This window comes from Manganibacter manganicus, from assembly GCF_002075885.1.
Lineage (GTDB): Bacteria > Pseudomonadota > Alphaproteobacteria > Rhizobiales > Rhizobiaceae > Mesorhizobium > Mesorhizobium manganicum.
In genome coordinates, this window is sequence record NZ_MDET01000017.1 from 50010 (window position 1) to 63286 (window position 13277).

At 65.7% G+C, this 13277-nt stretch carries 12 protein-coding genes; 3 read left to right on the plus strand and 9 right to left on the minus strand.

Annotation, left to right across the window (positions count from 1 at the left end; all coding sequences use genetic code 11):
- Positions 1–168: 168 nt before the first annotated feature.
- From BFN67_RS12420 to hutI, 9 genes are all read right to left on the minus strand, one after another.
- Complete coding sequence (locus BFN67_RS12420; RefSeq protein WP_080919881.1) at positions 169–831, minus strand: amino acid ABC transporter permease; 663 nt, start codon at positions 829–831, stop codon at positions 169–171.
- Positions 831–1478: an amino acid ABC transporter permease gene (locus BFN67_RS12425; RefSeq protein ID WP_080919882.1), complete on the minus strand. Its 648-nt coding sequence runs from the start codon at positions 1476–1478 to the stop codon at positions 831–833. Before BFN67_RS12425 ends, BFN67_RS12420 begins: the two co-directional genes overlap by 1 nt.
- 57 nt (positions 1479–1535) lie before the next feature.
- Entirely contained in the window at positions 1536–2354 is an 819-nt protein-coding gene (locus BFN67_RS12430) for a transporter substrate-binding domain-containing protein (protein ID WP_080919883.1), read from the minus strand.
- Positions 2355–2452: 98 nt separating this feature from the next.
- Positions 2453–4120 carry a urocanate hydratase gene (hutU, locus tag BFN67_RS12435; protein ID WP_080919884.1) on the minus strand — a complete coding sequence of 556 codons (1668 nt, stop codon included), beginning with the start codon at positions 4118–4120 and terminating at the stop codon, positions 2453–2455.
- 13 nt (positions 4121–4133) lie between these two features.
- Entirely contained in the window at positions 4134–5297 is a 1164-nt protein-coding gene (locus tag BFN67_RS12440; RefSeq protein ID WP_192856824.1) for an acyl-CoA dehydrogenase family protein, read from the minus strand.
- Complete coding sequence (locus BFN67_RS12445) at positions 5284–6444, minus strand: CaiB/BaiF CoA transferase family protein (RefSeq protein WP_080919885.1); 1161 nt, start codon at positions 6442–6444, stop codon at positions 5284–5286. Before BFN67_RS12445 ends, BFN67_RS12440 begins: the two co-directional genes overlap by 14 nt.
- A complete protein-coding gene (gene hutG, locus BFN67_RS12450; RefSeq protein WP_080919886.1) occupies positions 6441–7232 on the minus strand; it encodes an N-formylglutamate deformylase in 792 nt (263 codons plus the stop codon). The genes BFN67_RS12445 and hutG overlap by 4 nt, the downstream gene beginning before the upstream one ends.
- Positions 7229–8770 (minus strand): histidine ammonia-lyase, encoded by a 1542-nt coding sequence (gene hutH / locus BFN67_RS12455; protein WP_080919887.1) that lies wholly within the window; start codon positions 8768–8770, stop codon positions 7229–7231. Before hutH ends, hutG begins: the two co-directional genes overlap by 4 nt.
- The gene (hutI, locus tag BFN67_RS12460; RefSeq protein WP_080919888.1) at positions 8763–9965 is read right to left on the minus strand and encodes an imidazolonepropionase; all 1203 of its coding nucleotides are present in this window, start codon (positions 9963–9965) and stop codon (positions 8763–8765) included. Before hutI ends, hutH begins: the two co-directional genes overlap by 8 nt.
- A gap of 138 nt (positions 9966–10103) precedes the next feature.
- On the opposite strand from hutI, the gene BFN67_RS12465 reads away from it, so the two are divergent.
- The 3 genes from BFN67_RS12465 (at position 10104) to deoC (ending at position 13272) form a co-directional block, all read left to right on the plus strand.
- Entirely contained in the window at positions 10104–11468 is a 1365-nt protein-coding gene (locus BFN67_RS12465; RefSeq protein WP_080919913.1) for a formimidoylglutamate deiminase, read from the plus strand.
- The gene (locus BFN67_RS12470; protein WP_080919889.1) at positions 11465–12193 is read left to right on the plus strand and encodes a histidine utilization transcriptional repressor HutC; all 729 of its coding nucleotides are present in this window, start codon (positions 11465–11467) and stop codon (positions 12191–12193) included. The genes BFN67_RS12465 and BFN67_RS12470 overlap by 4 nt, the downstream gene beginning before the upstream one ends.
- 122 nt (positions 12194–12315) lie before the next feature.
- Positions 12316–13272 carry a deoxyribose-phosphate aldolase gene (gene deoC, locus BFN67_RS12475; protein WP_080919914.1) on the plus strand — a complete coding sequence of 319 codons (957 nt, stop codon included), beginning with the start codon at positions 12316–12318 and terminating at the stop codon, positions 13270–13272.
- Positions 13273–13277 lie beyond the last annotated feature (5 nt).

A 13277-nucleotide genomic window follows, 5' to 3' on the forward strand; every position in this document is an offset into this window, starting at 1 on the left:
CCTGACGAAGTGGGCGGGCACCAAACGGAAACCCGAAGGGCCGGGCAGGTTTGGGCCAAATCCATCGGGCTTCGGCTTGTCGGGGCCACCAGCCCGGCCTGCGCCGAACCCCTCGACCTTGGCCCAAACCTGCTCCGGCAGAATGGTTCAATCCAGCCATGAAAGGCTCTAGGTCCTTTCGACCAGATGTTTCGTGATGCGGGTCTCCAGCAGGCGGCCGCAGCGCGAGATTGTTTCGACCAGCCCCCAGAAGAACAGCGCCAGCACAAGGTTGGCTTCCAGATAGCGGAAGGTTTCGGTGGACATGCGCTGGACCTGATACATCAACTCCGGCACGGTGATGATCGACAGGATCACCGTTTCCTTGGTCAGGATGATGGCGAAATTGACCAGCGCCGGAAGCGCCGAGACGAGGCTGAGCGGCAAAAGGATGCGGCGAACGATGGTCAGTTCGTGCATACCGATGGCGCGCGCCGCCTCCAGCTGGCCCACCGGCACGGCGAGAAAGCCGGAGCGGAAGATTTCCGCGAAATAGGGGCTGCCATAGACGCTGAGCCCCAGAATGCCGGCCGGCAGGGCGTCGAGCCGCAAGCCGAGCAGCGGCCCGCCATAATAGAGCACGAAAAGCTGCACCAGGAACGGCGTGCCGCGAATGACCTCGATATAAGCCTGGATCAGCCAACCCAGCGGGCGCGGCCCATAGCGCTGCGCCAGCGAGATGATCAGCCCGAGGATCATGCTGAACAGCGTGCCCAGCACCCAGGCGAAGATCGTCAGCTTGAAGCCGTCGAGCAGGATCGGCCAATATTGCAGCAGGATGCTCAGGTCCATCAGACGGCCGTCCTGTACTCAAGGTAGCGCCCGAGCGCCGCGAAGCAGAGATTGATGATGAGGTAGATGCAGGCCGCCGCGATATAAACCTCCAGCGGGCGGAAGGTCGTGGCCGCCTGCGCCTGGCTGGCGCGGGTCACTTCGAGAATGCCGACGACCGAGACCAGCGAGGACGCCTTGACCAGCAGGATCAGTTCGTTGACCACCGCCGGCAGGGAAATGCGAAAGGCTTGCGGCAGGATCACGCGGGTCCAGATGTCGCGCGGGCGCATGCCGATGGCGGTGGCCGCCTCCGACTGGCCCCTGGGCAGCGAAATGATCGCGCCGCGCCAGATTTCGGAGACATAGGCGCTGGAACAGATGCCGACCGTCACCACGGCGGCGACCAGCGCCGGCACATTGATGCCGATGACCGGCAGGAGGTAATAGGCAAGAAGAAGCTGGACCAGCAGCGGAACCCCGCGCAGGAAACTGACCCAGAGCGCCGCGAACCAGCGCAGCCAGGTCACGCCCGACAGCGCGGCCGCGCAGATCAGCGCGCCGACGACCAGACCGAGCGCGATGCCCAGCCCTGAAATCAGCAGCGTATAGCGAGCGGCCCAGAAAAGCGGCTCGAAACTGTTCAGAAAAATGGGGATCGAAAACATCGGTCCTCCGCTTGGAGCCGGCCCGCGGGCGGGATCGCTCCCGCCCGCGGCCTTACATCACTTGGTCGGAACTTCGCGCGGCAGTTCGGTATAGGTGCCGAGCCACTTTTCCTGGATTTCCTTGATCCGGCCGTCATCCGTCATCTTCAACAGCGCGTCGTTGACCGCCTTGACGAAGCTGGCGCTGTCGTCATCCTTGCGCATCACCCAGCCGAAATAGGTCGGCTGGCCGAAGGTCGCCTTCTCGAACATGGCGAAGGTTTCGGGGCGGTTCTTGACCAGATAGGTCAGGTTCGGCAGCGAACCCGCGACCGCGTCCAGACGGCCGGCGGCGAGATCGGCATAGGCTTCATCCGTGGTGCCGTATTCCTTGATCGTCACGTCGCCCAGCTCCTTGCCGAAAGCCTGGAGCTGCTTGAACTGCGCGGTGCCCTGCTGGACGCCGACAGTCTTGCCCTTAATGTCCTCGGGCTTGTTCATTTCGGTGTTGCTGGCGGCGCGGACCAGCGCCACGGTGGCGTCGGCGATCGGCAGGCTGAAGGCGTAGCGTTCGAGGCGCTCCGGCGTGATGGTGACCGGCGCGATCACGATGTCGAACTTCTTGACCTCGAGGCCGGCCAGTTCGGCGGTCCATGGAATGTCTTGATAGACCGGCTCGACGCCGATTTCCTTGGAAACGCCGTCGAACAGATCCTTGGTCATGCCTTCATAGGTGCCGTTGTTGAGCATGTCGAAGGGCGCATAGTGCATGTCGGTGGCCGTGACGATCTTGCCGGCGGCCTTGATGTCGGAAAGCTGGTCGGCCATGGCCGGCGCGGTCAGGCCAAGCACGGCCAGGCCGAACAGGGCCGATTTGAGTGTCTTGGAAAATGTCATGTTGTTCTCCCTACTGGACATTTTGGCGACAGAAACTGACAGTTTAGCTATTAATCATTTTATCGCGCGCCGCCAGTGAGCGGAGGCGCGCGAAGACGTCACAGAATGGCGGGCAGGTTCAGCCCGTTCTCGCGAGCGCAGTCGATCGCGATCTCATAGCCCGCATCGGCGTGGCGCATGACGCCGGTCGCGGGGTCGTTCCACAAAACGCGGGCAAGCCGCGCATCCGCATCTTCGGTGCCATCGCAGCAGATGACCATGCCCGAATGCTGCGAAAAGCCCATGCCGACGCCGCCGCCATGATGCAGCGACACCCAGGTGGCGCCGGACGCCGTGTTGAGCAGCGCGTTGAGCAGCGGCCAGTCGGACACGGCATCCGAACCGTCCTTCATGGCTTCCGTCTCGCGATTGGGCGAGGCGACCGAGCCGGAATCGAGATGGTCGCGGCCGATGACGATCGGCGCCTTCAATTCGCCGTTGCGCACCATTTCGTTGAAGGCGAGGCCGAGGCGGTGACGGTCGCCGAGGCCGACCCAGCAGATGCGGGCCGGCAGCCCCTGGAAGGAGATGCGCTCGCGCGCCATGTCCAGCCAGTTGTGCAGATGGTGGTTGCCGGGCGTCAGCTCCTTCACCTTGGCGTCGGTCTTGCAGATGTCTTCCGGATCGCCCGAAAGGGCGGCCCAGCGGAACGGTCCGATGCCGCGGCAAAACAGCGGGCGGATGTAGGCCGGCACGAAGCCGGGGAAGGCGAAGGCGTTTTCCAGCCCCTCTTCCAGCGCGACCTGGCGGATGTTGTTGCCGTAGTCGAGCGTCGGCACGCCCTTGTTCCAGAAATCCACCATGGCGGCGACATGCAGCTTCATCGAGGCGCGCGCCGCCTTTTCCACTTCCTTGGGCGCGCTTTCCTGTTTGGCGCGCCATTCGGCGACGTTCCAGCCGAGCGGCAGATAGCCGTGCACCGGGTCATGCGCCGAGGTCTGGTCGGTGACGATGTCGGGCCGCACGCCGCGCTTGACCAGTTCGGGGAAGATTTCCGCCGCATTGCCGATCAGCGCCACGGATTTCGCTTCGCCGGCCCTGGTCCAGCGATCGATCATCTCCAGCGCCTCGTCCAGCGTGTGCGCCTTGGCATCGACATAGCGGGTGCGCAGGCGGAAGTCGGCGCGGGTTTCGTCGCATTCCACGGCGAGGCAGCAGGCGCCGGCCATCACGGCGGCCAGCGGCTGCGCGCCGCCCATGCCGCCAAGGCCCGCGGTCAGGATCCACTTGCCCTTGAGATCGCCGCCATAATGCTGGCGGCCGGCCTCGACAAAGGTTTCGTAGGTGCCCTGAACGATGCCCTGCGAACCGATATAGATCCACGAGCCGGCGGTCATCTGGCCGTACATGGCCAGGCCCTTCTTGTCCAACTCGTTGAAATGGTCCCAATTCGCCCAGTGCGGCACGAGATTGGAGTTGGCGATCAGGACGCGCGGCGCGTCCTTGTGCGTCTTGAACACGCCGACCGGCTTGCCCGACTGCACCAGCAGCGTCTCGTCGGTTTCCAGCTTTTTCAGGCTGTCGACGATCAGGTCGAAATCCTTCCAGGTGCGGGCGGCGCGGCCGATGCCGCCATAAACCACCAGTTCATGCGGGTTTTCGGCGACGTCGGGATGCAGATTGTTCATCAGCATGCGCATCGGCGCCTCGGTCAGCCAGCTTTTCGCGGTGATCTGGTCGCCGGTCGGGGGAAAGACGTCGCGCGTGTTGTGTCTCGGATTGCTCATGGTTCGCCTCCTGTCAGGCCAGCATATTGCCGGAAATGATGATGCGCTGGATTTCGCTCGATCCCTCGTAGATGCGCATGATGCGCAGGTCGCGGTTGATCCGCTCGATGGGGAAATCGCGCGTGTAGCCATAGCCGCCATGCAGTTGCAGCGCGGTGTCGGCGATCTTGCCCGCTGCCTCCGAGGCGCCGAGCTTGGCCATCGACGAGGCCAGCGAAAAGCGGCCGCCATGCTGATGTGCAAGGTCGCGCTGGCGCGCGGCTTCCAGCGACAGAAGCAGCGCCGAGCGGAAGGCCAGGCCCATATCGGCGATCATCCAGCGTATGCCTTGCCGCTCGGCGAGCGGCATGCCGCCGATGACGCGCTCTTTCGCATAGGCGATTGCCGCGTTCATTGCCGCTTCCGCAAGGCCGAGGCATTGGGCGGCGACTTCGATGCGGCCATTGTCGAGCACCTGCATGGCGGTGCGGAAGCCCTTGCCCTCCTCGCCCAGCAGCGCGCCTTCGGGCAGTTCGCAATCGATGTTGAGCGTGAAGACATGGCCGCCCTTGAGGCCCATGGTCTTTTCCGGCGAGCCGGCCTCGAGGCCGGGCGTGCCTTTCGGCAGGATGAAGGCGGAAATGCCGCGATGCGCCTTTTCAGGATCCGTCACCGCGTAGACGACGATGAAATCCGCGACGCCGCCGTTGGAGATGAAGCACTTGGTGCCTTTGAGGTGCCAGCCGTTTTCGGTGCGCCGCGCCCGTGTCTTCATGTCGGCGGGGTCGGAGCCGGCGGTGGGTTCGGTCAGCGCGAAGGCGGCGAGCGCCTCGCCGGAGGCCGCCCTGGGCAGCCATTCCTCTTTCTGCGCTTCGCTGCCGCCGATCAGGATGGAATCGGTCGCCAGATAATGCGCCGTCAGCGCCGAGGCGGTCGAGCCGCAGGCTCCGGCGACGATGGAAACCGCGCGCAAGAGGGCAGGGGCGGAGATGGCGCTGCCGCCATAGGCTTCCGGCAGGTTGGCGCCCATCATGCCGGCTTCGCCAAGGGTGGCAAGCTGCTGATGCACGAAGCGCGAGGCCTCGTCGGTCTCAGCCGCCAGCGGCGCGATCCTGTCGGCGCAAAGCCGCTCCAGCACGTCGCAGAACATGCGCTCCTCGTCGGAAAGCATGTGCCAGGGGTCGTCAATCCGCGTCATTGCCAGCCTCCAACCCGAATTGCTTGAGCACGGCCTCCATGTCGCCGCCGAGGGATGGCGCGGCGCTTGCGGCCAATGGCTTTTCGCCGTCGAAGCGCACCGGTTGGCCGACGACGGGTGCCTGCCCCAAAACCGGATGCTGGAGCGACCCGACCAGACCGCGCGCGGCGGCATGTTCGTTATCGGCCGCCTGCGCGATATCCCAGATCGGTGCGGTCGGCAGGCCCTGCGCGGCCAGCGCGGCAACGGCCTGCTCGGTCGTCAGGCCGCCGGACCATGCCTCGATCAACGCCTTGAGCGCCGGCTCATTCTCGGTGCGGCTCGAGTCGGAGGCAAAGCGCGGATCGCCGGCGATTTCCGGTTGGCCGATCAATGTCGCGAGGCGCTGGAACTGCCCGCTATTCAGCACCGCGATCACCACCTGCCCGTCACTGGTCCTGAAGCAGCCGAAGGGCGTGGACAGCGGGTGGCGGTTGCCGACGCGGCCGGGCAGCATGCCGCTGTAGAAATGCTGGGCATGGCTGGTCGTCAGCATGGAGAACAACGCGTCATACATGGCGATGTCGAGTGTCGCGCCCTGGCCGGTGGCGTTGCGCTGGACCAGTGCTGCCATGATCGACCAGCTTGCAAACAGGCCGGCAACCAGATCGGCGATGCTCTCGCCGACTTTCAGCGGTGCGCCGCCTTCCTCGCCGGTTGCCGCCATCAGGCCGGACATGGCCTGCACAACCAGATCGTAGGCCGGCAGATCCTTGAACGGGCCGTCCTGCCCGAAGCCGGAAATGGAGCAATAGACCAGACGCGAATTGGCCTTGCGCAGCGCCTCCGCGCCAAGCCCGAGCCGGGCGGCGACGCCGGGACGGAAATTTTCCACCACCACATCGACGCGGGCGGCGAGCGCCTGCGCCAGTTCCAGATCAGCCGGCTTCTTCAGGTCGAGAGTAATGCTTTTCTTGCCGCGATTGTTCAGCACGAACAGCGCGCTCTCGCCGTCCTTGAACGGGCCGATATGGCGATAATCGTCGCCGGCAGGCGGCTCCAGCTTGATGATTTCGGCGCCGAGATCGGCCAGCAGCGCCGTGCAATACGGCCCTGCCAGAACGCGCGACAGGTCGAGCACCTTGATGCCGGAAAGCGGACCGCTCATGGCTTCAGTTCCGGTGCAAGGGCGGCGAGGCGTTGAACGATCGCGCCAAGCGTTACACGCAGCGCGGCGGCCTTTTCCTCGTCATAGGCGAAGGGCGGGGCCTCGGTCGAAAGATGCGTGGATTGCGCCAGTTCCATCTGGATGGCGTGAACGCCGTTCTGCGGCTGGCCATAATGGCGCGTCGTCCAGCCGCCCTTGAAACGGCCGTTCAGCACATGCGTGCGGCCGGAAGCGTCGCAGATGTCGAAGGCGGCCGCCTCGATGCGCTTGTCGCAGGTCACGCCATTATTGGTGCCGATGTTGAAATCGGGCAGGATGCCGTCGAACAGGAACGGGATATGCGAGCGGATCGAGTGGCAATCATAGAGGATCGCGACGCCGTGCCGTGCCTTGACGCGCTCGATCTCGGCGGCGAGAGCTTCATGATAGGGCGCATGGAAATCCGCCTTGCGCGCGGCGATCTCGGCGGCGTCCGGCTCCTCGGTCCAGATCGCCTCGCCGTCGAAATCGGTCAGCGGTACGAGGCCGGTGGTGTTCTGGCCGGGATAGAGGCTGGCGTCGTCAGGCCCGCGATTGGCGTCGATGACGTAGCGGTGGAACGTCGCGCGCACCGTCGTCGCGCCCGGCAGCAGCCCGTCATAGAGGCGCTCGATATGCCAGTCGGTGTCGGCGAGGGTGCGGCCGCGCGCATTGAGCCTGGCCCGGATCGGCTCGGGCAGATTGGTGCCGGTATGCGGCAGGCCCAAAATGACCGGGCTGTCACCTTGAACAATTTCGACCGGGGTCACGGCTGCACCTCGGCGAGCAGATTGTTCGGCAGGGCGTCGAGCAGCGCGCCGGAACGGACGAGCGCCGCGACTTCGGCGAGGTCGGGCGCCATGTAGCGGTCCTGTCCGAGCGGCGCGACCGATTTGCGCAGTCGCGCGACCACCGCCTGAAGCGGGGCGGACGTCTTCAGCGGCGCGCGGAATTCGATGCCGGCCGCGGCGCACAGCACTTCGATGCCGATGATCTGCGTCAGGTTGGCGTTCATGCGCTTGAGACGGCGCGCGCCATGGGCGGCCATCGAGACATGGTCTTCCTGGTTGGCCGATGTCGGAGTGGAATCGGTCGAGCAGGGCGTGGCGAGGTGCTTGTTTTCGCTCATCAATGCCGCCGAGGTGACTTCGGCGATCATCAGGCCGCTGTTGAGGCCGGGGTCGGGCGTCAGGAAAGGCGGCAGATCGTGGCTGAGCGTCGGGTCGACCATCAGCGCGATGCGGCGCTGCGAAATCGCGCCGATCTCGGCGATCGCCAGCGCGATCTGGTCGGCGGCGAAGGCAACCGGCTCGGCGTGGAAATTGCCGCCCGAGACGATCTGGCCGCTCTCGACCAGCACCAGCGGGTTGTCGGTCGCGGCATTGGCCTCGATCTCCAGCGTGCGGCCGGCCTGCGCCAGAAGGTCGATGCAGGCGCCCGTGACCTGCGGCTGGCAGCGGATGCAATAGGGGTCCTGCACGCGGGTGTCGCCGACGCGGTGGCTTTCGCGGATTTCCGAACCGTCCATCAGGTCGCGGATGGCGCGCGCGGCAAGGATCTGTCCGCGATGGCCGCGCAACTGGTGGATTTCATCGAGGAACGGCGCGGTCGAACCCATGATGGCGTCGGTCGACAATGACGACGACACCAGCGCGTTGCGTGCCGCCCGGAACGCCTCGAACAGGCCGGTCAGCGCGAAGGCGGTGGAGACCTGCGTGCCGTTGATCAGCGCCAGTCCTTCCTTGGCGGCGAGCGCGACCGGCTTGAGGCCGGCGGCGGCCAGCGCCTCGGCGCTCGGCATCTCGCGACCCTGATATGTGGCGCGGCCTTCGCCCAGCATGGCTGCCGCCATATGCGCCAGCGGGGCGAGATCGCCGGAAGCGCCGACCGAGCCCTGCGAGGGGATGACCGGCAGCACGCCCCTGGCCAGCATGTCTTCGATCAGGGCGACCACTTCGGGGCGGGTGCCGGAAGCGCCGCGCCCCAGCGACAGCAGTTTCAGCGCCATGATGAGGCGCACGGTTTCTTCCTCGACATTCTCGCCGACGCCGCAGCAATGCGACAGGATCAGGTTGCGCTGGAGGGTGGAGGTGTCCTCGGCCTTGATCTTGATGGAGGCGAGTTTGCCGAAGCCGGTATTGACGCCATAGACCGGCACATCGCCCTTGGCGGCGGCATCGATGCGGGCGGCGGAATCGGCAATGCCGGCGCGCGCGCTGTCGGCCAGCCGCACGGCAAGCCCCTCGCGCCAGACGCGCTCGAGGTCCGCCAGCGTGACATGACCGGGCGTCAGGGTGAGTTCAGACATATTGGCCTCCGAAGATGCGGGCATGCAGCGGATTGAAGCCGATGCGATAGGAAAGCTCGGCCGGGTGCTTTATGTCCCAGACCGCCAGATCGGCGCGGGCGCCGGGCGCGATCACGCCACGGTCGGCAAGGCCCAGCGCGCGGGCGGCATTGCGCGTCACGCCGCGCAGGCACTCGGCCGGCGTCAGGCGAAACAAGGTCGCGCCCATATTCATGGTCAGCAGCAGCGAGGTGAGCGGCGATGTGCCGGGGTTGGAATCGGTCGCCAGCGCAATCGGCACGCCGGCATCGCGCAGCGCCTGCACCGGCGGATGCTGCGTCTCGCGCAGCGTATAGAAGGCGCCGGGCAGAAGCACGGCGACGGTACCCGCCTTTGCCATGGCGGCGATGCCGTCGGCACCGAGATATTCCAGATGATCGGCTGAGCGCGCGCCATGTTCGGCGGCCATCGCCGCGCCGTGCAGATCCGAAAGCTGCTCGGCATGCAGCTTGACCGGCAGGCCGAGTTTTCCTGCATGATCGAAGATGCGCGCCATTTCCGTAACCGAAAAGGCGATGCCCTCGCAGAACCCGTCCACCGCGTCGATCAGCCCCTCGGCATGGCCCTGATCCATGCCGGCCAGCACGACCCGGTCGATATAGCCGGCGCGGTCGTCCTTGAATTCCGGCGGCAGCGCATGGGCGGCCAGCCAACTGGTGACGACATGCACCGGGCGAAGCTGGCCGATGCGCCGCGCGACGCGCAGCATCTTCAATTCGGAAGCGATATCGAGCCCGTAGCCGGACTTGATCTCCAGCGTCGTGACGCCTTCGCCGAGCAAAGTGTCGACGCGCGGCAACGCCAGCGCCAGAAGCTCGTCCTCGCTGGCCTCGCGGGTGTTGCGGACACTGGAAAGAATGCCGCCGCCGGCGCGGGCGATCTCCTCGTAGCCGGCGCCTTCCAGCCGCATCTCGAATTCGCGGGCGCGGTCGCCGCCATAGACGATATGGGTGTGGCAGTCGATCAGGCCGGGCGTGACCAGCCGGCCCTCCAGGTCGCGGGCAGGGGCTTTGCCATAGGCCGCGGGCAGGTCCGCATCGGCGCCGACCCAGGCGATCGCCTCGCCGTCGAGGACAATCGTGGCGCGCTCGACGAGCCGGTAGCCCGCCGTTTCGTCGTCTATCACCGCGATGGCGGCATTGCTGAGAACCTGCATGTGGCACGCGCTCCCGATAGGCTGTGATTTCGATGTCTAAACATAATTGCAACTCTATGTCTAAACTTATTTTGGTGCTATGTATAAACTTATGTGAGTAAACACGCCCGGCGCCGGGCCGGCGGGATGGAGACCGGAATGACGACATTATGGGCGCAGCACGCGCTTTTGCCGCAAGGCTGGGCGGAAAATGTCAGCGTCGAGCTGGGCGCGGACGGCCGCATCGCCAGGGTGGAGGCCGGCACGGCACCCGAAGGCCAGCGCGTCGCCCTGTTGCTTCCGGCCATGGCCAATCTGCATTCGCACGCCTTCCAGCGCGCCATGGCGGGCCTGTCGGAAGCGCGCGGGCCCGAGCCGCGCGATACGTTCTGGACGTGGCGGCAGATCATGTACCGTTTCCTCGACCATTTGACGCCCGATGACGTCGAGGCCATCGCCGCTCTGGTGCAGATGGAAATGCTGGAGGCCGGCTACGCCACCAATGTCGAATTCCACTATCTGCACCACCGGCCGGATGGCGCATTCTACGACAATATTGCGGAAATGTCCGAACGCATCGCGGCCGCTGCCGCCCGCACCGGCATCGGCCTGACGCTCCTGCCGGTTCATTACCAGTTCGGCGGCGTCGACCGGCGCCCGCTCGGGCCGGGCCAGCGGCGATTCGGCACTACGCCGGACCAGTTCGCGACCCTGCTCGATGCCGCCGAGGCGGCATTGCGCCACCTGCCCGCCGATGCCGGGATCGGCGTTGCGCCGCATTCCCTGCGCGCGGTGAGCGCCGAGGGGTTGTCCTTGTGCGAGGCCCTGCGCCCGGACCGGCCGCTGCACATGCATCTTGCCGAACAGATCCCCGAAATCGAGGAGATCGAGGCGGCGCGGGGCCGCCGGCCCGTCGAATGGCTGCTGGACAATTACAGGCCGGATCGCCGCTGGACGCTGATCCATCTCACCCATATGAGCGAGGATGAAACGCGCCGGCTGGCCGCGACCGGCGCGGTGGCGGGGCTGTGCCCGATCACCGAATCGAGCCTTGGCGACGGCATCTTCAACGGCACGATCTGGAAAGAGGCGGGCGGGCGGCTGGGCTTCGGTTCCGACAGCAATATCCGCATCTCGCTGATCGAGGAACTGCGCACGCTGGAATACAGCCAGCGCCTGCGCGACACCGGCCGCGCCATTTTCGCCGAGCCGGGGCGCTCCACCGGCAGGGTGATCTACGAAGCGGGCCTCGACGGCGGCGCGACGGCGGCGGGACGCGACACCGGCGCCATCGCCACCGGCCTTTGGGCCGATCTATGCGCGGTTTCGCTTGACAATCCGGTGCTCTACGGGCGCAAGGGTGACGAATGGCTGGACAGCCTGGTCTTTGCCGGCGGCGAGGGATTGGTGCGCGATGTGTGGGCTGCGGGCCGTCACGTCGTGCGCGATGGCCGCCACAAGGACCATGACCGGATCACGGCCGCCTATCTGGCCTGTATCGGGCAACTGCGGGAGCGGATGTGATCGACAAGCCAAACGGCCTGACTTCGCCCAAGGCGCAGAACATCGCCAACGAGGTGCGCCGCCGCATTGTGGAGCGTGTGTGGCGGCAGGGCGACCGTATCCCCGACGAAGCCGATCTGGCGATCGAGTTCGACGCGGCGCGGGCGACCGTCAACAAGGCGTTGCAGCTTCTGGCCGATGAAGGATTGCTGGACCGGCGGCGCCGCGCCGGCACGCGGGTGGCGGTCGATCCTGTCCGCAAGGCGACTTTCACCATCTCCATCGTGCGCGAACAGGTGGAACAGGCGGGCAAGGCCTACAGCTATCGGGTGGTGGCGCAGCGACCCAGCCCGGTTCCGGCCGACATTGCCGAGCGGTTGGGCTTGCAGAAAGGCGAGGTTCTGATTCACATGCGCGCCATTCATTATGGCGATGGCCAGCCCTTTCAACTGGAGGACCGCTGGATCAATCCGCGCGCCACGCCGGGGCTGGAAAATGCCGACTTTCGCCAGTTGAACGCCAATGAATGGCTGGTGCGCAATGCGCCTTACCTGCGCGCCGAACTGGCGTTTTCCGCCGAGAACGCCAACCGCCGCGATGCGCGCCTGTTGCAGACCCGTCCGGGACAGGCGCTTTTGATCCTGCACCGCACCACCTGGAACAATCTCGGGCCGATCACCACCGTTCGCGTGGCCTACCAGCCCGGCCATTTCGTCGGCACCGAAAACAGCCAGGCCCGCACCTGAATTGCAGCTTCAGGCCGACTGTCCCCGATTCCGGCCTTTCGGACCCCATAGGCCTCGTGTACGAAGATCCGGGACCTCTGGTATAACGAGCTTGAGGGAGTGGAATGGCCGCATCCGTCACGATGTTCGAACAATTGCCGCGCAATCCGGGCACGGCGCTGAAGCTCGCTCTGGTCGAGGACCAGCGCGCCAATCTGAGCGCCATCGAGCGCCGTGCCGCGTCATTGCCGGCACGCCGTTCGCTCAAGAAGGAGTGGCAGGCGGCGTGGCTGCTGCGCGCGATAGGCCTGATCGACCTCACCACGCTGTCGGGTGACGACACGCCGGAGCGTGTGCGGCGGCTGTGCGCCAAGGCGCGCAACGCCTTGCGTGAGGATCTGTGCATCGCGCTCGGCTTGAGCGAACCCGTGCATACGGGCGCGGTCTGCGTCTATCCCACCATGGTGGCCACTGCCGTCAAGGCGCTGGCGAGCACCGGCATTCCGGTGGCCTCGGTGGCGACCGGCTTTCCCGCCGGCCTGATGCCGCTGAAACTTCGGCTTGAGGAAATCCGCTATTGCGTTGGCGAGGGGGCGGCCGAGATCGACATCGTCGTCAACCGGGCGCTGATCTTTGCGCAGGACTGGCCGGCTCTTTATGACGAGGTTCGCCAGATGCGCGACGCCTGCGGAGATGCGCATATGAAGACTATCCTGGCCACCGGCGACTTGAAGACGCTGCGCAATGTCGCGCGCGCTTCGATGGTGTGCATGATGGCGGGCGCCGATTTCATCAAGACGTCCACCGGCAAGGAGCCGGTCAACGCCACGCTGCCGGTCGGGCTGGTCATGACGCGCGCCATTCGCGCCTATGAGGAGGAAACCGGCTTCATGGTCGGCTTCAAGCCGGCTGGCGGCATATCCTCGGCCAAGGATGCGCTGGTGTGGATGGCGATGATGAAGGAGGAACTGGGACGGCGCTGGCTGGAGCCGGATCTTTTCCGCTTCGGCGCGTCTTCGCTGCTTGGCGACATTGAGCGCCAGATCGAACATTTCGTCACCGGCCGCTATTCGGCGGCGATGCGCCACGCCGTCGCCTGAGGAGC